23 protein-coding genes and 1 pseudogene are annotated in these 21,400 nt (G+C 69.7%); 10 read left to right on the forward strand and 14 right to left on the reverse strand.

Going from position 1 to position 21,400, the window contains the following annotated elements; genetic code table 11:
* Positions 1-87: 87 nt before the first annotated feature.
* Together OG883_RS04500 and OG883_RS04505 are read left to right on the forward strand one after the other, a co-directional pair.
* On the forward strand, positions 88-912 hold the full coding sequence (locus OG883_RS04500) for a helix-turn-helix transcriptional regulator (protein ID WP_266535312.1): 825 nt from the start codon (positions 88-90) through the stop codon (positions 910-912).
* Positions 899-1,102 (forward strand): DUF397 domain-containing protein, encoded by a 204-nt coding sequence (locus tag OG883_RS04505; protein WP_266535315.1) that lies wholly within the window; start codon positions 899-901, stop codon positions 1,100-1,102. Before OG883_RS04500 ends, OG883_RS04505 begins: the two co-directional genes overlap by 14 nt.
* Here OG883_RS04505 and OG883_RS04510 read toward each other — a convergent pair.
* The 9 genes and pseudogenes from OG883_RS04510 to OG883_RS04550 all read right to left on the reverse strand — a co-directional run bounded on the left by OG883_RS04510 (position 1,095) and on the right by OG883_RS04550 (position 10,120).
* A complete protein-coding gene (locus tag OG883_RS04510; RefSeq protein WP_266535317.1) occupies positions 1,095-1,466 on the reverse strand; it encodes a DUF6193 family natural product biosynthesis protein in 372 nt (123 codons plus the stop codon). The two genes, OG883_RS04505 and OG883_RS04510, sit on opposite strands and share 8 nt — an antisense overlap.
* On the reverse strand, positions 1,463-1,816 hold the full coding sequence (locus OG883_RS04515; RefSeq protein ID WP_266535318.1) for a DUF6193 family natural product biosynthesis protein: 354 nt from the start codon (positions 1,814-1,816) through the stop codon (positions 1,463-1,465). The genes OG883_RS04510 and OG883_RS04515 overlap by 4 nt, the downstream gene beginning before the upstream one ends.
* A complete protein-coding gene (locus OG883_RS04520; RefSeq protein ID WP_266535320.1) occupies positions 1,813-2,184 on the reverse strand; it encodes a DUF6193 family natural product biosynthesis protein in 372 nt (123 codons plus the stop codon). The genes OG883_RS04515 and OG883_RS04520 overlap by 4 nt, the downstream gene beginning before the upstream one ends.
* Positions 2,181-2,548: pseudogene (locus OG883_RS04525) on the reverse strand (DUF6193 family natural product biosynthesis protein). Before OG883_RS04525 ends, OG883_RS04520 begins: the two are co-directional and overlap by 4 nt.
* A complete protein-coding gene (locus OG883_RS04530; protein WP_323180877.1) occupies positions 2,538-2,921 on the reverse strand; it encodes a DUF6193 family natural product biosynthesis protein in 384 nt (127 codons plus the stop codon). Before OG883_RS04530 ends, OG883_RS04525 begins: the two are co-directional and overlap by 11 nt.
* The gene (locus OG883_RS04535; RefSeq protein ID WP_266535323.1) at positions 2,918-7,783 is read right to left on the reverse strand and encodes an RHS repeat-associated core domain-containing protein; all 4,866 of its coding nucleotides are present in this window, start codon (positions 7,781-7,783) and stop codon (positions 2,918-2,920) included. The genes OG883_RS04530 and OG883_RS04535 overlap by 4 nt, the downstream gene beginning before the upstream one ends.
* Positions 7,784-7,962: 179 nt before the next feature.
* On the reverse strand, positions 7,963-8,235 hold the full coding sequence (locus OG883_RS04540; protein ID WP_266541228.1) for a hypothetical protein: 273 nt from the start codon (positions 8,233-8,235) through the stop codon (positions 7,963-7,965).
* 5 nt (positions 8,236-8,240) lie between these two features.
* Positions 8,241-9,104, reverse strand: coding sequence for a transglutaminase-like domain-containing protein (locus OG883_RS04545; RefSeq protein WP_266535326.1), 864 nt, complete (start codon positions 9,102-9,104; stop codon positions 8,241-8,243).
* 17 nt (positions 9,105-9,121) lie between these two features.
* Positions 9,122-10,120 (reverse strand): GNAT family N-acetyltransferase, encoded by a 999-nt coding sequence (locus OG883_RS04550; RefSeq protein ID WP_266535329.1) that lies wholly within the window; start codon positions 10,118-10,120, stop codon positions 9,122-9,124.
* Between the two features lie 114 nt (positions 10,121-10,234).
* Between OG883_RS04550 and fdxA the strand changes: the two genes are divergently transcribed.
* Both fdxA and OG883_RS04560 read left to right on the forward strand, forming a co-directional pair.
* Complete coding sequence (gene fdxA / locus OG883_RS04555; protein WP_018089397.1) at positions 10,235-10,555, forward strand: ferredoxin; 321 nt, start codon at positions 10,235-10,237, stop codon at positions 10,553-10,555.
* 150 nt (positions 10,556-10,705) lie between these two features.
* Complete coding sequence (locus OG883_RS04560) at positions 10,706-11,800, forward strand: bifunctional succinyldiaminopimelate transaminase/glutamate-prephenate aminotransferase (protein ID WP_266535332.1); 1,095 nt, start codon at positions 10,706-10,708, stop codon at positions 11,798-11,800.
* A 71-nt stretch (positions 11,801-11,871) separates the two neighbouring features.
* Here OG883_RS04560 and OG883_RS04565 read toward each other — a convergent pair whose 3' ends face one another.
* Positions 11,872-12,282 (reverse strand): ATP-binding protein, encoded by a 411-nt coding sequence (locus OG883_RS04565; protein ID WP_266535334.1) that lies wholly within the window; start codon positions 12,280-12,282, stop codon positions 11,872-11,874.
* A 295-nt stretch (positions 12,283-12,577) separates the two neighbouring features.
* Positions 12,578-13,618 carry a hypothetical protein gene (locus tag OG883_RS04570; RefSeq protein WP_266535337.1) on the reverse strand — a complete coding sequence of 347 codons (1,041 nt, stop codon included), beginning with the start codon at positions 13,616-13,618 and terminating at the stop codon, positions 12,578-12,580.
* 39 nt (positions 13,619-13,657) lie between these two features.
* Here OG883_RS04570 and dapE point away from each other — a divergent pair, with 39 nt between their 5' ends.
* Complete coding sequence (gene dapE, locus OG883_RS04575; protein WP_266535340.1) at positions 13,658-14,737, forward strand: succinyl-diaminopimelate desuccinylase; 1,080 nt, start codon at positions 13,658-13,660, stop codon at positions 14,735-14,737.
* 82 nt (positions 14,738-14,819) lie between these two features.
* Entirely contained in the window at positions 14,820-15,569 is a 750-nt protein-coding gene (locus OG883_RS04580) for a TIGR00730 family Rossman fold protein (protein WP_266535343.1), read from the forward strand.
* A gap of 134 nt (positions 15,570-15,703) precedes the next feature.
* Here the strand turns inward: OG883_RS04580 and folP are convergent, their stop codons facing one another.
* A complete protein-coding gene (gene folP / locus OG883_RS04585; protein ID WP_266535345.1) occupies positions 15,704-16,564 on the reverse strand; it encodes a dihydropteroate synthase in 861 nt (286 codons plus the stop codon).
* A gap of 100 nt (positions 16,565-16,664) precedes the next feature.
* Here folP and OG883_RS04590 point away from each other — a divergent pair, with 100 nt between their 5' ends.
* Genes OG883_RS04590 through OG883_RS04600 form a run of 3 tightly spaced genes read left to right on the forward strand, consistent with a single transcriptional unit; the run spans position 16,665 to position 18,822 of the window.
* Positions 16,665-17,018, forward strand: coding sequence for a DivIVA domain-containing protein (locus OG883_RS04590; protein ID WP_266535347.1), 354 nt, complete (start codon positions 16,665-16,667; stop codon positions 17,016-17,018).
* Positions 17,015-17,608: a DNA-3-methyladenine glycosylase I gene (locus tag OG883_RS04595; protein ID WP_323180878.1), complete on the forward strand. Its 594-nt coding sequence runs from the start codon at positions 17,015-17,017 to the stop codon at positions 17,606-17,608. Before OG883_RS04590 ends, OG883_RS04595 begins: the two co-directional genes overlap by 4 nt.
* Before the next feature lie 53 nt (positions 17,609-17,661).
* Positions 17,662-18,822, forward strand: a complete 1,161-nt coding sequence (locus OG883_RS04600; RefSeq protein WP_266533120.1) for an IS701 family transposase — start codon at positions 17,662-17,664, stop codon at positions 18,820-18,822.
* Between the two features lie 270 nt (positions 18,823-19,092).
* Here the strand turns inward: OG883_RS04600 and OG883_RS04605 are convergent, their stop codons facing one another.
* On the reverse strand, positions 19,093-19,893 hold the full coding sequence (locus OG883_RS04605; RefSeq protein ID WP_266535349.1) for an enoyl-CoA hydratase/isomerase family protein: 801 nt from the start codon (positions 19,891-19,893) through the stop codon (positions 19,093-19,095).
* 301 nt (positions 19,894-20,194) lie between these two features.
* Here OG883_RS04605 and OG883_RS04610 point away from each other — a divergent pair, with 301 nt between their 5' ends.
* A complete protein-coding gene (locus OG883_RS04610; RefSeq protein WP_003966491.1) occupies positions 20,195-20,362 on the forward strand; it encodes a DUF3117 domain-containing protein in 168 nt (55 codons plus the stop codon).
* Positions 20,363-20,613: 251 nt separating this feature from the next.
* Here the strand turns inward: OG883_RS04610 and OG883_RS04615 are convergent, their stop codons facing one another.
* Positions 20,614-21,291: an O-methyltransferase gene (locus OG883_RS04615; protein WP_266541232.1), complete on the reverse strand. Its 678-nt coding sequence runs from the start codon at positions 21,289-21,291 to the stop codon at positions 20,614-20,616.
* Positions 21,292-21,400 lie beyond the last annotated feature (109 nt).

The raw sequence follows: 21,400 nt of genomic DNA on the forward strand, positions 1-21,400 counted from the left end.
TGAACTGCTCACAGAATGACGCGAGCGGCATTACGCTCGGTAGGGGTTTGCACGTGACAACGCGAGCGTCACAAGGGGGAGTTGCCGATGGCGATCGAGGACAACCCACAGTTCCGCACGAGGTACGGCGAGGAACTGAAGCGGCGGAGGGAGGCGGCGGACCTCACTCAGGAGGAGTTGAGCGAACGCGCGGTCATGTCGCGCACGCACGTCGCCCACATCGAGGGCGGCCGCCGCAGACCGGACGTTGCGGACGCCCGCCGCCTCGACCAGGTCCTGAAGACGGGCGGCTTCTTCGAGCGGTTTCTGCCGACACTGGACGGCAGGGCGGTGGCGGAACACTTCGCGGAGGCGCTGGAGTTCGAGCAGCACGCGACGGTGATCCGTGAGTACGCGCCGAAGTTGGTGCCGGGCATCCTCCAGACGGAGGCGTACGCGCGTGAGGTCCTGGGTTCTGGCCACCCGCCCAAGAACGCGGAGGAACGTGACAGGCTCCTCGTCACCCGCCTGGAAAGGGCCCGCATACTCGACCACTTCGACTCACCGGTGGTGTGGACGATGCTGGACGAGGCGGTGCTGCGACGCCCCATCGGCGGCCCGGCGGTGATGTGCGAACAGCTCCGTCACGTCCTGGCGCTGGGGGAGAGCCGCCGCATCCGCGTGCACGTGCTCCCCTTCTCCGTGGGCGCGCACGCCATGCTGGAAGGCTTCGTCTCGCTCATGTGGTTCGACGACCTCCCGCCCATCGCCTACGTGGAGGGCTTGAAGTCCGGCCGGGTCTGGGAAGTGCCGTCCGTGGTGCGGCAATGCCAGGAGGTCTACGATCATGCCCTGGGCGACGCCCTGTCGCACCGCAAGTCCCTGGGCTTGATCAGATCCGTCGCGGAGGAGTACGAGCATGAGGCGCAGTGAGCACGCTCCGGCTTGGCGCAAGTCCAGCTACAGCGGCGGCAGCAGCGGCGAGTGCCTGGAAGTCGACGACGCCCACCCGACAGCGGTTCCGGTCCGCGACAGCAAGCGCCCCACAGCCCCGTCGGTCGCCTTCGGCCACGCTGCCTGGGCCTCTTTCGCCGCCGCCGTCCGGACGGGCGACCTCACCTAGGAACGTCGTCCGCCGTACCGATGACGGCCGGCCCGCAGCCCTCGGGAAGGTTGGCGACGACGAGCGCGAACGCCTCCTCGAGAGTGTCCACCTCACCAAGAGTGCCTACGGATTGGGCCGTTACCTGGTAGCCGCCCCGCCCCAAGCGATACACCACGGGCACGTGGGAACGCGGAAAGTCGGTGCACCGGCTGAGCCACAGGACGCCGTGGCTCACGCCGGGGTGCAGCTCCCGCAGCCGCGGCTGCGCGTAGGCGGCGCGGACGACAGCGGGGTCGATCAGGCCGTCCTCCAACGCCAGGATGCTCTGCCACTCGGCGGCGACGATCTCCGCTGCCGCCGTCGTGCTCTCACCTTGGGTCACAGGAATTGCCCCTTTCCCTCGATGGCGGGGCCGCAGTCCTCGGGCAGGCTGTCCACGACCAGGGCGAACGCCTCCTCGAGCGTGTCGACTTCACCGAGCGTGCCTACACCGAGCGGGCCCCGGACCCAGAAGGTCCCGTCGGCCCGGGGATACACGTAGCCCCCGACTTGAGCAGCAGGGAGACCGGTGTAACGGCTGAAGAACATGATGCCGTGGCTGACCCCTGGGTACAGCTCCCGAAGGCGCGGCTGCGCATAGGCGGCACGGGCCATGGCCGGGTCGACCAGGCCCTCGCACCCCTCAAGAAAGCACCGCCATTGGGCGGCCACGATGTCTGCGGCGGAGGTCACAGGTCGTCCGCCGTTCCGATGATGGCTGGGCCGCAGCCTTCGGGGAGGTTGGCCACGATCAGTTCGATCGCTTCCTCGAGGGTATCCGGCTCGCCCAGGACGACTCCGTCTGAGTGTCGGATGACCATGAAGCCTCCCCCGGCCCGGCGGAACAGCGCGCCCACGTCTCCCGGACCGGGAAAGCCTGTGCACCGGTTGACGTACAGGGCGCCGTGGCTGACCCCTGGGTACAGCTCCCGCAAGTGAGGGTGAGCGTGTGCCGCCTGAACCATCGCGGAGTCGATCCGGTCATCGTCGTACGTCAAGATGCTCTGCCATCTGGCGGCCACGATGTCCGCGGCCGCCATGGTGCTCTCATCTTGGGTCACAGGGTGTCCGGGGTGCCGTCGACGGCCGGGCCGCAGCCCTCGGGGAGGTTGGCGGCGATCAAGTCGTATGCCTCCTCCACGGTCTCTGCCACGCCGAGGGCGTGTTGCCGGACTGGCGAAGCACTCGGTAGCCGCCGGCGACCTCGGGGAACGCGGTGCCGACATCGTGTGTCCACGGGTACTTGGTGCACCGGCTCAAGTACAGGACCCCGTGGCTGACCATGGGGAAGAGCTCCCGCAATGGAGGGTGGGCATAAGCAGTGCAGCAGTGCGGGGCACGACAGGGTCGATCCGATCTGCGCCGTAAGCGAGGACAGCCTGCCATTCCGCAGCCACGATGTCCGCGGCTTCGGTCACAGGTCATCCTTCGTGCCGATGATTGCGGGCCCGCACCCCTCGGGGAGATGAGCCACGACCAGCGCGAACGCCTCCTCGACAGTGGCTGTCTCGCCCAGGATTCCTTCGCCGGCTTGGCCCGAGACCTGGAAGCCACCCGCGACGAGGGAATTGACCAGGGGGACATCCTGCGATGAGGGAAGCTCGGTGCACCGGCTGAGGTACAGGGCGCCGTGGCTGACACGGGGGTACAGCTCCCGCAGTCGCGGCTGCGCGTAGGCGGCGCGGACCATCGCGGGATTGATCAGGTCCTCGGCTTCCTCAAGGAAGTAACGCCACTCGGCGGCCACAATGTCCGCGGCACTCGTTGATGACCCGTCATCCGGCATGCGATTCGTCACGTGTTCTTCGTTCCCTTCGGCATCTGGATTTCAGGGATGTTCGGCTTGGGGACGTCAATTCTCTCGTTGTTCGAGTACCAGTGGATCTCTTCCCACGGGCGCCCGTCACGCATGTGCTCTGGGTATCCGTCCGCGACGTCAATCTCGTACTTCTTTACGTAGTAGGCGACTTGACTCATCTCCCATGCCGTTCCGAATCCCTCGGGTGGCCTGTTTCCCTCCTTGGGGGAGTACGGTGAGCCCTCTGCCACTGCATGCTGGAACGCTGCGACGATCGTCTCAGGTGTGTTCCAGTCGGCTTTATCACCGTCCTTGTTCGGCATGCCATCCAGAGTGATGGACAGGGTGGTGTTGCGGTCCTTCACTGCATCCATAACGTTCGTCATCCACACGGGCGAGCCGCCTTCGATCCCGGCGTAGTCTCCACCGTTGTAGGTGTGCGCTCCCGGATCCTGGGGCCGATTCGGGTCGTGATCAGGGTCGTTGGGATCGTTGCGCAGGTGCCTTGCCAGCGCATTCGACACGAGGGTGGGGCGCTGGTTCACGCCGAGCACCACGCTGTGCCGGGGCTTCTCACTGCCCCTGTGCGGGCACATCGCCAGCCCCAGCGGGTCGATCCATCGCGTCGGGTTGTCGACGTACGCGACCGCGTTCGGCGCCGGTACCAGACCCAGCGGGTCCGGCGACACATAGCGCCCGGACTCCGGGTCGTAATGCCGGTGGCGGTTGTAGTGGAGCTGCGACTCCGGGTCGAAGTACTGGCCCGGGAAGCGCAGCGGCGTGTACGCCCCCGCGCCGCGGTTCCACGTCGTCGTGCCCCACAGCGTGGCGCGCGTGTGCCAGGCCACCTCGCCGTGCTCGTCGACGAGTTCGCGCGGGGTGCCGACCAGGTCCGTGACGATCGCGAAGAAGCGGCTGTCGACCTCCGACTGGTCCAGGAGCCGGCGCTCGACCTGGGTGACCGGCTTCACGCCGTCGTGGTCCCAGGTCAGGGCGACGGACTCCGGGGAGCCGGGTACATGGGTGGCCTGTTCGCAGAGGGTGTCACCGTCCCAGGTGAAGGTCACCTCCTCGGCGACCGTCGCCCCGTCCGCCGACAGGCGCTGCTTCGCGATACGGCGGCCCAGCGCGTCGTACACGTACCGCCAGTGCGTTCCGTCCGGAGTGGTGACCGAGATCAGGCGGTCCTCGGCGTCCCAGCCGTAGTGCCAGGTGTCCGGCTTGCGGGAGAGGCGGGCCTTCTGGCGCAGGACCACCCGGCCCTGTGCGTCGTGCTCGTAGCGGACGGAGCCCGCGCGGCCGATGCGGGTACCGGTGTACTCGCGCGAACCGGTGGCGTCGCCGGTGCCCGGCCAGGCCGCCTCGGTCTGGTTGCCGGCCTCGTCGTACGCGTACCGCTCGCTCCAGTTCTCGGCGGTGACGGCGGTGACCCGGCCCTCCCGGGTCAGCTCCAACTGCCGTCGGCCGCCGAGGTGGTCGTCGACCGAGGTGAGGTGGCCGTCCGGGCGGTAGGCGTACGAGCGGCGCTGCACGGTCGAGTCGTCGGCGCCCCGCACCAGCTGGTCGGTGAGGCGGCCCGCGGCGTCGTAGGCGTGGTCGATGGTCAGGGTCTCGCCGATGCGGCGGGTGGTCTCCCGGCCCGATTCGTCGAACTCGAAGACCACTTGGACACCGGACGCGTCCAGCTCCGCGTGCAGGTCTGCCGGGTAGGTCCAGGAGCTGACCGCACCGGAGGGCGTGGTGCGGCGGGTGCGGCGGCCGGTCTCGTCGTAGGTGTTGGTCAGTTCCCGGCCGTTGCACGTCTCCCGCAGCACCCGGCCCGAGCTGTCACGTACGAACGTCAGCTCCGTGTCCGGGCCTATCGCACCGGCGAGATGGCCGTGGCTGTCGTAGGTGAAGCGGGTGACCGCGCCCTCGGCGTCCTTGACGACGACCCGGCCGGCGATGTCCCGCTCGTACCGGACCGTCTGGCCCAGGCCGTTCGTACGGGCGGAGAGCCGGCCCATCACATCGTGCGCGTACGTGAGGGTGCGGCCGTCGAAGTCCGTCTCGGACGTCAGCCGGCCGGCCTGGTCGTACGCGTAGTTCCAGGTGAGGCCCTGCGGGTTGGTGACCCGCGCGACACGCAGCTCGGTGTCGTGGGCGAACTCGTGGCGCGCCCCGTCCGGCGTGGTGCGGGCGGCGACCAGGTCGAAGTGGGTGTACTCGAAGCGGCTTTCGCCACCCATCGCGTCAGTGTGGACGAGGCAGTTGCCCTCGCCGTCGTACGTCCAGGACTGCTGCGAGCCGTCCGGATCGGTGCGCCGGGCGAGCTTGCCCTCGACAGTCCACTCCAGCTCGGTGGTGCGGCCGTGCGGATCGGTGATCCGGACAGCGCGGCCGAACGCGTCGCGTGTGTAGCGCGTGACCGTGCCGAGCGGGCCGCGGATCGCCAGCGGGAGGCCGGCGGCGTCGCAGCGCAGCCGGTCCAGGGCACCCAGCGAGTCGTCGACACCGGTGAGATGGCCGTGCGCGTCGTGCGTGAGACGGGTCGTCGTCCCGTTCGGGCGGGTGAAGAGGGTCGGGTTGCCGCGCTCGTCGTACTCCTGCCGCGACGTGGAACCGTCCGGCCCGGTGACGGAGGCGAGCTGGTTCAGCTCGTTGTACTCGACCGTGGCCGAGCTGCCGTCCGGGTGGGCGACACCGGTCAGATTGCCGCGGTCGTCGTACGTGTACGTGGTGGTCCGGCCGAGCGCGTCCGTGCGGGAGAGCAGGCGATCGTACCGGTCCCACACCTGACGGACCGTGGTGCCCAGGACATCCGTCTCCGCCACGACCTGGAGGTGGTCGTTGAGGACGTAGACCTTCGTCGCGCCCGTCGAGTCCGTGTAGCGGGTGATCCGGTCGCCCGTCTCGGCGTGGACGTCGTACGCGAACGTCGACGACAGATAGCCGTCCGGCCCGATCGTGCGGACGACACGGCCTCCGGTGTCGTACACGTACTGGAACGTGGAGTCGTTGCGGTCGGTCCAGGACGTGATGCGGGTGTCCGCGTCGTACGTGAAACGCAAGGGGAGGCCGGAGGAGTTGACGACCTCGGTCAGGTTGCCCAGGCCGTCGTAGCCGTAGCGCATGACGGTGACCGGGCCGTCGGGAGTGCGCAGGGCGAGCTCGCGTATGCGGGCGTCCTCGGCGGTCAGCGTGACCAGGTAGCCGCCGCTGTGCGTGACCGTGGTGGGCGTGCCGTCGCCGCGGCGGGCGAAGGTGATGCCGTTGAGGTTGCGGTCCTCGACGTCGGTGAGCCAGTAGGCGACCGACTCGTTGTACGGGCTGCCCGTGAAGGAGCGCGTCAGGCCGGTGTGCGGGTCAGTGATGCGGTACGTGGTTTCCGCGTTGTCCTGCCCGCCGTACGCCAGGGGCAGGCGCGGGCCCTCCAGCGGCATGACGCCGTCCGTGTCGTCGGGGCGCGGCAGGCGCGGGTAGATCAGGAGTGATCCGTCCTCGCGGGCCCAGACGGCACCGGCGCCGAGCGGGTCGAGCTCGAGGCGTTCGTCCAGGGTGGAGGCCCAACTGCGGCCGAACCACTGGCCGTAGCGGTACCCGGACAGGTGTGTGCGGCGCAGGATCAGGGGCAGGGCGCCCGGTAGCGACAGATCGGTCTGCGGCAGCGTCATCTCGCCGGTGGCCACGTCGATCGGGTCGTTCTCGCAGGTCTTCTTGTTGAGCGAGATGCCGTTGCGGCGCGGGTCGGACTTGGTGTCCTTCAGTGAGTCGGGCTTCAGGTGCGCGGAGTCCTTGGATCCGTTGCGACCGGGGCCGGCTCCGTTCGACTTGCCGTCGCGGTCGTGGTTCCCGTCCTTGCGCTGGCGCGCCAGACGGGCCTTGACGTCGGCGTCGTAGTTCTTCTGGTCGTCGGAGATCTGCTTGACCGCCTTGGGCAGGTCCTTTCCGACGTGATCGCCCATGGTCCTGTTGGCTTTGGAGAGGGCCTTGATCGCCTTGTCGATCACCGGGTCGAGTGCCTGGGCGATGTCGTCCTTGCCGCGGGTACGGCCGTGGTGGCTCTTGGCCTTCGACAGTTTGCCGGCCGTCTTGCCGTGCATGCCCACGCTGACCCGGTTGAGCTCGGTGCCCGCCCGGCCGTGCTCGGCGTGCTCGATGTGGACGCCGTCCTTGCCCTTGCCGCCGCCTCCGCCGGAGCCGCCGGCCGAAGCCAGGTGCATGGCGTCCTTGGCGCCGGCGACGCCTTCGTTGAAGCCGTCCTTGCCGGCCTGGCCGACCTGGTTGAGATCCACGCCGTCCTGCAGGCCAAGGGCGTTGGCGCCGAGCTGGACCACGAGGTCGGCCGCCATGCTCTCCAGAGCCGCGACGGCGGGTTCGGTCATCGCCGAGACGATGTAGGCGACGACCTCCTCCAGGCACTCCTTGATGACTTTCCGGATGGCCTGCTGCGCGATCGCGATCGCCGCACCGCCGATGAGCATGGACAGTCCGCCGGTGACCGGTATCAGCGCCATCGAGACGCCCGCCTTGGCCGCCAGCACGCTCAAGTGGCCGATCGCGACGTACTTCATCGCCTCGATCGCCGTGGCGGCGTTGTCCAGCGCGCCGGCGATCGTGCGGGCCGCGGCGGCCATGTCCTTGATGTGCTTGTCCTTGACCTTGCCCCAGTGGCCGTTGAGCGCCTCGAGCGCCTCGCCGTTGCCGGAGGAAAGCAAACGTTGCACATGATTGTTCGCAAGCTGGCCGTCGTCCTCGACGTCGTCGGCGAACTCCCGCAAGGTGTCCGCCATGTCGCGGTACGCGTCCTCGTCGACGTTCGGCCAGGAGACGCCGATGAGGTCAAGCATGGTGTCGGCCCAGTCCGGCACGGTCACAGACACGGTATGAAGTCCCCCCGTTTGGAACTCTGTTCGCACTATGTAAGTTCGAAACCCTCTCATGACGCTACATCAGCGATCAACGCTCGTCTCTGTGGCGGCAGATCGTCCTCCCGGCCGGGACGGTATCCGTTGTCACACAGCCGGCAAACCGCTTCCTCCGCCCGCGGGGGCAGGGGGCCTCATGTACCCGCGGATCGCAGCCGTCGCGCCACCTCGAGGTCGCTCCTCAGCGCGCTCAGCCGAGGCGGCGTCCTGGACGCGTCCAGCACCACCACGTGAAGCCGGTCGCCCACTTGCGGCGCCGGTTCCTCCTCCGACCACCACGAAGGGTGCTTCGCCTGGTCGACGAAGCCTGTCCCGCGTGCCCCGCCCGCCCCGTCGTCGAACTCGACCAGCACGCCGACCCGCGCCACCGCCGTGATCGCGGCATCGAGCTCCTGATGGACAACCACTCGGCTCAATTCAGCATCGCCCGCGCCGCCCGCGCCTTCCCCCTGATCGCGTCCGCCGTCGTCGGTTCGACCGCCGCCAGCACATCCGCGTACGCGTCCATCTCCGCCGCCCCCGACAGGAACTCGCCGCGCTGCACGAGCAGTTGGGCCCGTTCGTACCGCAGTCGCGCCGGATGCGAAGGCAGCAGCAGGGACAGCTCGACCGCCCACAGCCCGACGTCCGAGCGCTCCGGGCGGGTCGCCGCCCAGGCGCGGATGTTGTTCAGGATGCGCACCACGATCTCCAGCGGCTCCGCGGGCGTCAGCATCGACGGATCCAGCGGCGCTCCCGTCGCGCCCGCCACCAGGAGCTCCGTGTCCGGGCCGGTCAGGACACGGCCGCCCGCGAAGGGGTCCACCAGGACCTGTTCGTCCGGAGCAGTCGGGTCGCCGAAGCCGATCACGAAATGGCCCGGGAGCGCGACCCCGTACACCGGGGCGCCGGCGCGGCGGGCGACCTCGATCCAGATCACCGAGAGCAGGATCGGCAGGCCCCTGCGGCGGCGCAGCACCTCGTGCAGCAGAGAGGACTCCAGACGCTGGTAGTCGCCGGGGGAGCCCCTGAAGTCGTAGCGGTCGCCCAGCAGGGCGGACACGGCCGATGCCCAGGCGCGGGGGCTGGTGAGACCGAAGGGGAGCAGGCCGGCCAGGCGGTCGAGTTCGATCTGGGCCGCGTCCTGGCCCGCCTCGTCCAGGGGCGGGTCCGCCTCCGCGCCCACCAGCAGGCACAGCAGTGCGAGGTCCGGCCGCTCCGAGCGGGCCTCCTCGGCGAACCGCTGCCGTGTGCCGGGCGACTCGCCGAGGGAGTCCTCAGGGGATTCGTCGTGCATGTGCGATTCGTACCCGCCTACGCAGATCGGAAGTAGTGATAGCGGTGATGGGTCGCAAAACCCATCCCCTCGTACAGTGCGCGTGCCCCGTCGTTGTCCGACTCCACCTGGAGCCACGCCGCCGACGCGCCCTCCTCCAGCGCGCGCCGCGCCAGTGCGGTCATCACCGTCGTCGCCAGGCCCTGGCGCCGGTGCGCGGGATCCACCTCCACCGCCATGAAGCCCGCCCAGCGGCCGTCGACCACACAGCGCCCGATCGCCGTCGGCGGACTGCCGACGCCTGCGGGTACGGATGCGAACCACACCGAGGGACCGCTGCCCAGCACCTGGCGTACATGGGGGCCCGGCGCAGTGAACCGCTGGTAGCGCCGCAGCCACGCATCGTCGACGGACCGTGTGAGCCGGACCGGGGAGACGTCCGCGTCCAGGTCGCCGACCGGGGCCAGGCCGCCGGTCAACACCTCCGCGGAGACCTCGCGGTGCCACCCGCGCGCCTCCAGCTGAGCGCACAGCTCCTCCTGCGTCCCCGCCGCCCCGGTCGCGGTCTGTATGTACGCGGGCAGCTCCCGCTCCCCGTACCACGCACGCACCCGGGCCAGCGCCTCGTCGAGAGGTAGCCCCGGGTCACCGAGTGGCAGCACCGAGTTGGCGCGCCGCGTGAACCCGGACGACGCCCGCAGCTCCCAGTCGCCGAGCCGCTCGCTCTCCACCGGCCGCCAGGCGCGCGCCGTGACCCTCGCCAGCTCCTCGAAATCCGCCGCGGGGCCCCGCCGCCGGGCCGGGGCGGGCGGCACCACCTTGCCCGCGACCAGGGACGATTCCGGGATGCGGACACTGTTTCCGGTCCGGCGTGTGATCACGAGCACACCCGCGTCCCATGATGTGAGAACACCGACCGTGTCGGTGAACTTCTCGGCGCCCGCTCCAGGGTCGGTCAAGCACCTCACTGACACGCGTTTACCCACGTCAGTGGGTGTAATACGGACCTCGAGCCGTCCGCCCGCAGTGAATTCCACAGGTCTGTGCGCCCCTCCTGTTCGGATCGTCCCCAAGAACGGAGATACTAGGGGCGGGCATCGACGACGCCGCGCTCCCGCGCAATGCCAGCCCTACCGAGGAGGAACGACAGCGTGACCTACGTCATCGCGCAGCCTTGTGTCGACGTCAAGGACAAGGCGTGCATCGAGGAGTGCCCCGTCGACTGCATCTACGAGGGCTCCCGGTCCTTGTACATCCACCCGGACGAATGCGTCGACTGCGGGGCTTGTGAGCCGGTCTGCCCGGTCGAGGCGATCTTCTACGAGGACGACACGCCGGAAGAGTGGAAGGACTACTACAAGGCGAACGTCGAGTTCTTCGACGAGCTCGGCTCGCCCGGTGGTGCCTCCAAGCTCGGCCTGATCGAGCGCGACCACCCCTTCATCGCCGCACTGCCGCCGCAGAACCAGTAGGCGTACGCGGTCCGCAGCGCGTCGTCCCCGGTCCCGTACGGTTCGTCGTCCGTACGGGACCGAGGCGTTTGACGTCACCCGTTTGACGTCACCCGTTTGACGTCACCAGTACGAGATACGCACGAGATCCGCACGAGAAAGAGAAGCCCTGTGCCCGCAGTCTCTTCGCGCCTTCCCGTCTTCCCCTGGGACAAGCTCGAGCCGTACAAGGCGACGGCCGCGGCCCACCCGGACGGCATCGTGGACCTCTCCGTCGGTACGCCCGTGGACCCCGTCCCCGAGCTGATCCAGAAGGCCCTCGTCGAGGCTGCCGACTCGCCGGGCTATCCGACGGTGTGGGGGACGGCCGCGCTGCGGGACGCGCTCACCGGATGGGTCGAGCGCAGGCTCGGTGCGCTCTCGGTCGCACACACGAACGTCCTCCCGGTGGTCGGCTCCAAGGAGCTGGTCGCCTGGCTGCCGACGCAGTTGGGCCTCGGCCCCGGCGACGAGGTCGCCTACCCCCGACTCGCCTATCCGACGTACGAGGTCGGCGCGCGGCTCGCCCGTGCGGAGGCCGTGGTCTACGACGACCCGACCGAGCTCGACCCCACGAACCTCAAACTGCTCTGGCTCAACTCGCCCTCCAACCCGACCGGCCGGGTGCTGGCCAAGGACGAGCTGATCCGAATCGTCGCGTGGGCGCGCGAGCACGGCGTACTGATCTTCAGCGACGAGTGCTATCTGGAGCTGGGCTGGGAGGCGGAGCCGGTCTCGGTCCTGCACCCGGATGTCTGCGGCGGCACGTACGAGGGCATCGTCGCCGTCCACTCGCTCTCCAAGCGCTCCAACCTGGCCGGCTACCGCGCCGCGTTCATCGCCGGCGACGCGGCCGTGCTGGGCGAGCTGCTCCAGATCCGCAAGCACGGCGGGATAATGACACCGTCCCCTGTGCAGGCCGCCGCTGTCGCGGCGCTCGGCGACGACGCGCATGTCGCGGAGCAGCGGGCGCGGTACGCGGCCCGGCGTGCCGCGCTGCGCTCGGCGCTCGAGGCGCACGGCTTCCGGATCGAGCACAGCGAGGCCAGCCTCTATCTGTGGGCGACGCGCGACGAGCCCTGCTGGGACACCGTGGCGCACCTGGCCGAACTGGGCATCCTGGTCGCGCCCGGCGACTTCTACGGACCGGCGGGCGAGCGTTTCGTACGGGTGGCGTTCACCGCGACCGACGAGCGCGTGGACGCCGCGGTCAAGCGGCTCGGCTGAACAACGCGCAGAAGGGCCCCGGGAGTTCGTGCTCCCGGGGCCCTTCCGTGTATCTGTCGTATCCGTGCGGACTAGCCGAGCGGCGAGTTCGCCAGTCCTGCGGTGAGGTCGCCACCGGGGACTTCACCGGTGGGCAGGTTGCCGCCGCCGACCGTCTGGGTCGCGCCGCCGAGGACCGCGCCCGCGTTGCCCGTCGCGTCACCGGTGGCCTTCTGCGCGACGGGGGTCGTCGTCTTGCCCGCCTTGCCGACGGACTTCCCGGCCTTCTTGACCGTGTCGCCGCCGGTGTTGGCGGCCTTGCCGGAAGCGCCGACGAGGGTGCTGGTGAGGCCGTCCGTGTCGGGGGCGGCCACGGCGCCCAGCGGGGAGGCCCCTTGAAGGTCCACGGCGCTTGCGGAGCCGGCCGCACCGACCACGGGGGCTGCTCCCGCCGCGATCAGCAGCGCGGCACGGGCGATCCGACGGGTCAGGGGGAGGGACATGATGCTCCTTGGGACGAGAAGGGCGTTTGGAATGGTGCCTGTCCGGCGTCCGGACGTCATGACAACCGCTCGAAGGGGAGGAGAGGTTGCGGTGACGCAAGGTAAAGAGTTGGTAATACGTCGCATTATCAGCTCTGGATAAAGACGGGCAAACATTCCATTGCGCCATGGGCTGCCGAACCGTCACTTCCCTTTACTCGTAAGGGATTTGAGGGTCCGTCCGCGCTGGTGCGAATCTCCTCCGGATAGGCCGTCCGGATATGCCCGGAGTGCCTCGTTCGAGGGAGGTCCCGGATTACTGTGCGATACGAATTCGTACTTCGGTCGGCCCTGAGCCGGTCGCGGCGCGAGTCGGCCGCCAGCCCTTTCCGGACTCCTTCGCGCTCCACACGCGGCCCCCGAACGAGACCTGCTCGATGCGCAGGTCCTCTGCCCGCGCGACCGCCCAGTGCGCCAGCTCCCAGCCCCGCCGGGACGCCCCGCCGCGAGCCGTCCCGGCGCCAGTCCCGATGTCCGCCCGGTAGCTCGTCCGGTCGCTCGTCCGGTCGCTCGTCCCGCCGTCCGTCCGGTCGGTCGTCCCGCCGTCCGCCCCGGCTGCCGTCCCGAGGGTCGTCCGCACCGGCACGGACAGCTCGCGCGGACCAGGAGCCCCTGCCCGGCTCCCCGCTCCGCCCTTCGGCAGCACCCCGGGACCGAAGGCCCGCACCAGTTCGGCCCGCACCTTCGCCGGGTCGCCCGCTGTCCCGCCCTCGCGCGACTCGCAGGTCAGGGTCGCCGACGCCCGGCCGGTGAGGGCCGCGGCCAGCAGGGTGGCGTTCGGTTCGTGCTTCGCGTACGCCTGCGGGAAACCACTGCGCTGCACGCGCTGCGCCGCGACGGTCAGCGGCAGCCGCGAGTACCCGGGGACCTCGGCGAGATACTCGTAGAACTTCCCGGAGGCGTAGACCGGGTCGAGGATCTCCTTCTGGGTCCCCCACCCCTTCGAGGGGCGCTGCTGGAAGAGGCCCAGCGAGTCCCGGTCGCCGTGGCCGATATTGCGCAGACCGGACTCCTGGAGGGCGGTCGCGAGCGCGATGGTGACCGCGCGCTCCGGCATACCGCGGGTGGTGCCGACCGCGGAGATCGTCGCGGCGTTGGCGGCCTGCTCGGCGCTGAACTCGTACGTCGGACCCTCGTCACCGTCCTCGCCCCCGGCCGCACGCACCGTGCAGCGCGGGGCGTCGCCACCGGTGACGTACTGCACCACCACATAGCCGATGAGTGCCAGCAGAACGGCGAACGCGACCGCGGTACGCAAGCGACGGCCGCGCCGGACGGGGGAGGCGGTCTCGGACACGCTGCCCACCGTACTGGAGCCCGCGTTAAGGTCGGAGCCATGCCCGAAACCGTGCTTGACCTCACTCTTGATGCCCCGGCGCTCACCGCCCGCCTGGTCGACTTCCGCTCGGTCAGCGGCGAGGAGAAGCCCCTGGCCGACGCCATCGAGCAGGCACTGCGCACCCTGCCGCACCTCACCGTCGACCGGCACGGCAACAACATCGTGGCCCGGACCGGCCTGGGACGCACCGAGCGGGTGGTGCTGGCCGGGCACATCGACACCGTTCCGATCGCCGACAACGTTCCGTCCCGGCTGGACGAGAACGGCGTGCTGTGGGGCTGCGGCACGAGCGACATGAAATCGGGCGTCGCGGTACAGCTGCGGATCGCGGCGACCGTCCCCGAGCCCAACCGCGACCTCACGTTCGTTTTCTACGACAACGAAGAGGTCGCCGCACACCTCAACGGTCTCGGTCATGTGGCCGAAGCCCATCCCGACTGGCTGGACGGTGACTTCGCGGTCCTGCTGGAGCCGTCCGACGCCCAGGTCGAGGGCGGCTGCCAGGGCACGCTCCGGGTCTTCCTCCGTACCGAGGGGGAGCGGGCACACTCCGCGCGCAGCTGGATGGGATCCAACGCCATTCACGCCGCCGCGCCGATCCTGGCCCGTCTCGCCGCGTACGAACCGCGCCGGCCGGTCATCGACGGGCTGGAGTACCGCGAGGGGCTCAACGCCGTACGGATCGAGGCGGGCGTCGCCAACAACGTCATCCCCGACGCCTGCACCGTGGTGGTCAACTACCGCTACGCGCCCGACCGGAGCATGGCCGAGGCCGAGGCCCATGTCCGCGAGATCTTCGCGGACTGCGGGGTTGCCGAGTTCATCGTCGACGACCACACCGGCGGCGCACTGCCCGGCCTCTCGCACCCGGCCGCCGCCGCGTTCATGGAGGCCGTCGGCGGCACCGCGCAGCCCAAATTCGGCTGGACGGACGTCTCACGCTTCAGCGCGCTCGGCGTGCCCGCGGTCAACTACGGACCCGGCGACGCGCTCTTCGCCCACAAGCGGGACGAGCAGGTCGCGGTCGAGAAGATCAGCCACTGCGAGAAGCGGCTCCACGACTGGCTCACTGCCTGACCACCCCGATTTCGCATGTCGTCACGTTCGCAGCCCTACCCTGACTCAAAGCAACGATGTTGTTCGGCGGAGGGAGCAGGTCATGGGCAACCCCGAGGGATTGCGGGCGCTGGAGGAGCAGCGACTGGGACCGGTGCTGCGCCGAAGGGATCAGGTGAAACCCGGCACCACCGACCAGCGGCTGCTGGACACCGAGGGCGACTCCGAGTGGGTGCACACGGACCCCTGGAGGGTCATGCGCATCCAGTCGGAGTTCGTGGAAGGCTTCGGCGCGCTCGCCGAACTGCCGAGCGCCATCAGCGTCTTCGGCTCCGCCCGTACGGCCGCCGGAACCGCGGAGTACGACGCGGGTGTACGGATCGGCAGGGCACTCGTCGACGCCGGCTTCGCGGTGATCACGGGCGGCGGTCCGGGCGCGATGGAGGCCGCGAACAGGGGGGCGCGGGAGGCCAAGGGCATCTCGGTGGGTCTCGGCATCGAGCTCCCCTTCGAGCAGGGCCTCAACCCGCACGTCGACATCGGCGTGAACTTCCGCTACTTCTTCGTCCGCAAGACAATGTTCGTGAAGTACGCGCAGGGCTTTGTGGTCCTGCCGGGCGGCCTCGGCACACTGGACGAGCTGTTCGAGGCGCTGACCCTGGTCCAGACGCGCAAGGTCACGCGCTTCCCGATCGTGCTGTTCGGTACGGAGTACTGGAGCGGCCTGGTCGACTGGCTGCGCAACACGGTGGTGGCGCAGGGCAAGGCGTCGGAGAGGGATCTGCTGCTCTTCCATGTCACGGACGACGTGGAGGAGGCGGTGGCGATGGTGACGAAGGAGACGGGCAGGTAGCGGGACGGGGCTCCCGCCCTTCGAGTGTGTCCTCGATCGCCGGACGGGCTGGAATTCGGCCCCTCCGGCGTTTGAGGAGCGCGGTCCGGGGCGGAGCCCCGGTCACGGGAACAAGCCCGCCGCGGGCCTCCGGACTACGCCAGGCCCCTGCGGGCCACCGCCGGGGCGCGGTGGCCCGCGATCGAGGCCACCATGTCCAGCACCTGCCTCGTCTCCGCCACCTCGTGGACGCGGTAGACCTGCGCTCCCAGCCACGCCGACACCGCCGTCGTCGCCAGCGTGCCGATCACACGCTCCTTCACCGGTCTGTCGAGGGTCTCGCCGACGAAGTCCTTGTTCGACAGGGAGACCAGCACCGGCCAGCCCGTCTCCGTCAGCTCCCCGAGCCTGCGCGTCGCTTCGAGGCTGTGCCGGGTGTTCTTCCCGAAGTCGTGGCCCGGGTCGATCATGATCCCGTCCCGCCGGACGCCCAGGTCCACCGCCCGCTCGGCCAGCGAGAGCGTGACACGGAGGATGTCCGCCACCACGTCGTCGTACGCGACCCGGTGCGGCCGGGTCCGCGGCTCCGTGCCGCCCGCGTGCGTGCACACCAGACCCGCCCCGTACCGCGCGGCGACCTCCGCCAGCTTCGGGTCCACCCCGCCCCACGCGTCGTTGAGCACGTCGGCGCCCGCCTCGCAGACCGCCTCGCCCACATCGTGCCGCCAGGTGTCGACGCTGATCACCACGTCCGGATGCCGTCGGCGGACCTCGGCCACGAAGCCGACCGTGCGCCGCGCCTCCTCCTCGGCGGTCACCTCCTCGCCGGGACCGGCCTTCACCCCACCGATGTCGATGATGGCAGCGCCCTCCGACACCGCCTCCTCGACGCGGGCGAGCGCGGGCTCGTCGCGGAAGGTCGCGCCCTGGTCGTAGAAGGAGTCGGGCGTCCGGTTCACGATCGCCATGATCACCGGCTCATGCGCGTCGAACTCGCGCCGTCCCAGCCGCAGCATCCGCTGTTTCCTCCTCTGGTCGTTCGCCTGCGACCCTAACTGTCGGACTCGCGTGGCACGATCAGCACCGGACAGTTTCCGCTCGGGGAGAGGCTCGCTCGTGTTCTTGTTCTTGCTGATCGCGATGGTCGTGGTCGTCGCCGCGGTCACCCTCGCCGTGGTCGGCGGCGGCGACAGCGCGGCCCTGCCGGAGGTGTCGCCCGAGCAGCTGGTGGACCCGCTGCCGGCCGACCGCCCGGTCGGCCGCGCGGATGTCGAGGCGGTGCGGCTGCCGGTCGTCGTCCGCGGCTACCGGATGGCGGACGTGGACGATGTGCTGGGCCGCCTCGGCGCGGAGCTCGCCGAGCGGGACGCCCGTATCGCCGAGCTGGAGTCGGCACTGGCCGGCGCGCAGGCCACCGCCGTGGGCAGACCCGATCTGTTCACCAAGCCCGGCGAGGAGCCCCGCCAGTGACCGGCGGCGCCGTACCCGGGCCCGACGGCCGGCTGCGCTGCCCCTGGGGGCTGTCGGCCGAGGACTACGTCGCGTACCACGACCAGGAGTGGGGCCGCCCGGTCCACGGCGACGACGCTCTCTTCGAACGTCTGTGCCTGGAGGCGTTCCAGTCCGGTCTGTCCTGGATCACGATTCTGCGGCGGCGTGAGGGCTTCCGCAGCGCCTTCGACGGGTTCAAGATCACGTCCGTGGCCGCGTTCACGGACGCAGACGAGGAGCGACTCCTCGCCGACGCCGGGATCATCCGCAACCGCGCCAAGGTCGAGGCGACCCTCGCCAACGCCCGTGTGCTCGCCGACTGGCCCGCCGGCGAGCTGGACACGCTGATCTGGTCGTACGCCCCCGACCCGGCGACGCGAGCGGCCCCGCGCACCATCGCCGACGTCCCCGCCGTCACGGACGAATCGACAGCACTCGCGAAGGCACTCAAGAAGCGCGGCCTGCGCTTCATCGGGCCGACGACGGCGTACGCCCTGATGCAGGCGTGCGGACTCGTCGACGACCACTTGAGCGACTGTGTCGTGCGCGGAGCCGGCGCTCGGGGTTAGTACTGCAACGGTGCTTGCCGTGACGGTTGGGCAGGTCGGTCGTTTATCAGGTCATGGGTGGGGAACTTGCTGATGCCCGGTCGTGGGCCGGTGAACTGAAGGCCTTGCACGAGCGGTTCGTGCACCGTTTCTCCAGGTCGGAGCCGCGGGAGTCGGCTCTCGCCTATATGCGGGGGCTGATAGCTCCGCTGGAGCGGAAGAACGGCTGGACGCTTGCCGAGGAGGCCGGGCATGGCGGCCCGGACCGGATCCACCGGCTGCTGAACCGGATCGACTGGAGCGCGGACGAAGTCCTGGACGACGTGCGGGACTACGTCGTCGAGCACCTCGGCGATCCGGATGCGGTGCTGATCGTGGACGACACCGGGTTCCTGAAGAAGGGCATCCGCTCGGCCGGGGTCCAGCGCCAATACTCCGGAACCGCCGGCCGGACGGAGAACTCCCAGATCGGGGTCTTCCTCGCCTATGCCGGCGGACGCGGCCGCACATTGATCGACCGCCGCCTCTATCTGCCCACCTCATGGACCGATGACCGCGACCGGTGCCGGGCCGCGGGCATCGACGACACGGTCGCCTTCGAGACGAAAGTGGTGATGGCCAAGGCCATGGTCCGCCGGGCGATCACGGACCGGATCCCGTTCCGGTGGGTGACCGCCGACGCCGCCTACGGCTTCTCCAAGGGCTGGCGTTCTGAGCTGGAGCGGGCGGATGTCTTCCACGTGATGGCCACCACCCGGCATGACACCGTCGTCACCCGCTGGGCCATGGACCACCCCGTTCACGATCTGTTTCCCGGGCTGTCCCGGCAGAAGTGGAAGCGCCGTTCCTGCGGCAACGGCGCCCACGGCCCGAGGGTCTACGACTGGGCGAGGGTCGAGGTCCGTCCCTGGCACCGCGAGGACCGTCGTCACTGGGTGATCGCCCGCCGAAGTGTCCGCCGGCCCGAGGAGATCTCCTACTACATCGCCTACTGCCCGGCCGACACCACACTCGACGAGCTGATCCGCATCGCGGGCAGCCGGTGGGCGGTCGAGGAGTGCTTCCAGACCGCGAAGCAGGAGTGCGGCCTGGACGACTACCAGGTCCGCCGCTACGACGGCTGGCACCGCCACATCACCCTGGCCATGGCCGCACACGCCTGCCTCACCGTCCTGCGGGCCCGTGAACTCGACACCGGGAAAGCAGAAACGGATCCTCCCAGCTCATACCCCTGACCCTCCCCGAACTCAGACGCCTGATCACCCGCCTCACTCGACCCCGCCCAAGCACCGACCACGTCCTGCACTGGTCACACTGGCGCCGCAGACGACAACACCAAGCCCGCATCAGCCACTACAAACGACGCGGCCACACACCACCAGAAGCCAACAAACCATCAGAGCAAAGACCGTTGCAGTATTAGCGCGTGTTGCGGAAGTCCCGCCTCCCCCGCGGCCCCTGGCACGGGGGATGCCCCCATCGCCAGAGACCCCGCTCACCGACCCCTAGCGACCGAGGTACTTCGGCTTCTCCTTGGCGATGAACGCCTGGACCGCGATCGCGTGATCCTCCGACGCGCCCGCCCTCGCCTGGAGTTCCTCCTCCTTCTCGAGCGCCTCGCCGAGCGAGTGGTCGGCGCCGTACGCCAGGGACTCCTTGAGCGCCGCGTACGCGACGGTCGGACCCCCGGCCAGGGCGCGGGCCACGGCGGCGGCCTCGGCGGCCAGGTCGTCGGCGGGCACCAGCTTGTTCGCGATGCCCAGTTCGTACGCCTCCTGCGCGGAGAAAGAGCGCGGGAAGAGCAGCAGATCGGCGGCGCGGCTCTGGCCGATCAGCCGGGGGAGCGTCCACGAAACCCCGGAGTCGGCGGTCAGCGCGACACCGGCGAAAGCGGTCGTGAACGTGGCGGTGTCCGCGACGACCCGGTAGTCCGCGGCGAGGGCGAAGCCGAGGCCCGCGCCCGCCGCCACACCGTTCACGCCGGCCACGACCGGCTTCGGCATCTCGGTGAGGGCCCGCACGATGGGGTTGTAGTGGTCCTGCACCGTGTTCATCGTGTTGGTGGTGCCCGCCTCGCGGTCGGCGACGAGCGAACCGATGTGCTCCTTGAGGTCCTGGCCCACGCAGAAGGCGCGCCCGGACGCGGTGAGCAGTACGGCCCGTACGGCGGTGTCGGCGGCGGCCGTCCGTGCCGCGTCGCGGAGGGCGACTTTGGCCTCGGTGTTCATCGCGTTCATGGCCTCGGGCCGGTTGATCGTGATCGTCGCGAGTCCGTCGCTCACCTCGTACAGCACGGAGTCGGCCATGGCAGGTCCCCTTTACGGCTCAAACGGTGGTGTTCAGGCCCAGCATGGCGGAGATCGCCGGGGGCGAACATGTGACCTGCGTCTAACAATCTTCGGCCGCTGGCCCGCGCGCGGCGGCGAAGTATCGCAGGCGGATCGCCGAATTGAGTGGTTTTGAGAGAGCGCGTTGCGCAAGCGATGCCGACTGATGTTGGTCATCGGGTCCCGCCATGCGGGATAATGACCTGGAAGCAATGTGTTCGATGCCGGTGACACCTGGGTTGTCGGCTGCGATGAGCTGGTTTCAGGAAGGGGAACGAGCATGGCGGCCATGAAGCCGCGAACGGGCGACGGCCCGCTCGAGGTGACCAAGGAGGGGCGGGGCATCGTCATGCGCGTTCCGCTCGAAGGCGGCGGTCGGCTTGTGGTCGAGCTGACTCCGGACGAAGCCGATGCCCTCGGCGACGCTCTGAAGAAGGTCGTCGGCTGACGCGGAAGCGCCCACACTCTTCGCTGCCCCGGCACTGATGGTGCCGGGGCAGCGCTGTGTCGTGGGGCAGATGCAGCGTGGGGCGGACAGTCGTGAGCGCGTGGCGGATCAGTCGTGAGGCGGATCATGGGGCGCCTGGATCCGGGGGCCGACGGGATCGAAGCAGCGGCGGCAGGATCAGGGACGGCCCGCGCGGGACCGGCCGGTCCGTACCTCCGCGAACGGCGCGCAGCGCCCCTCGGCGGACTCTGTCAGCCGCGTCGTACCGCGCAGAGCAGCCCGTCGCCCACCGGCAGCAGTGACGACATCAGCTCCTGGCTCTCCCGAACGGCCCGCAGCAGCTCACGCACCCGCAGGACCTCCGCCGGCTGGGCCGCCGAGTCGACCGTGCGGCCGTCCGCGAAGACGCCTTCGAAGCAGACCAGACCGCCCGGTCGCAGCAGGCGCAACGATTCAGCGAGATAGTCCAGGGACTCCATGGGGTCCCCGTCGCAGAAGACGAGGTCGTATCCGCCGTCCGCCAGCCGCGGCAGTACCTCGAGAGCCCGGCCGGGGATGAAACGCGCCCGGTTCGCGGCGAAGCCGGCCGTGCGGAAGGCCTCCCGGGCGAACTGCTGCCGGTCGGGCTCCGGGTCCACTGTGGTCAGGACGCCGTCGGGCCGCATACCGTGCAGCAGGTAGATCCCCGAGACACCCGTCCCGGTGCCAATTTCGGCCACCGCTTTCGCGTCAGCCGCCGCAGCCAGCAGGCGCAGCGCTGCGCCGGTGCCTGGTGACACCGAGGGGAGCCCTGACTCCTGGGCCCGGTCACGGGCCCAGCGCAGTGCCTCGTCCTCGGCGACAAAGGCGTCGGCGAACGCCCAGCTCGTCTGCCGGTTGGCGGTAATGACGCTCTCCTGTCCCCGTAGTTGGCGCGACGTTGACTGTATCCGCTGCACCGGGAACCCGCAGATGGGACCAGGCGTTATGGAGAGACAGGGGGAAGCGCATGAATCAGGGCCGGAAGCAGCACCCAAATTCGCGTAAAGATTCTTATCC

It is taken from the genome of Streptomyces sp. NBC_01142 (assembly GCF_026341125.1).
Lineage (GTDB): Bacteria > Actinomycetota > Actinomycetes > Streptomycetales > Streptomycetaceae > Streptomyces.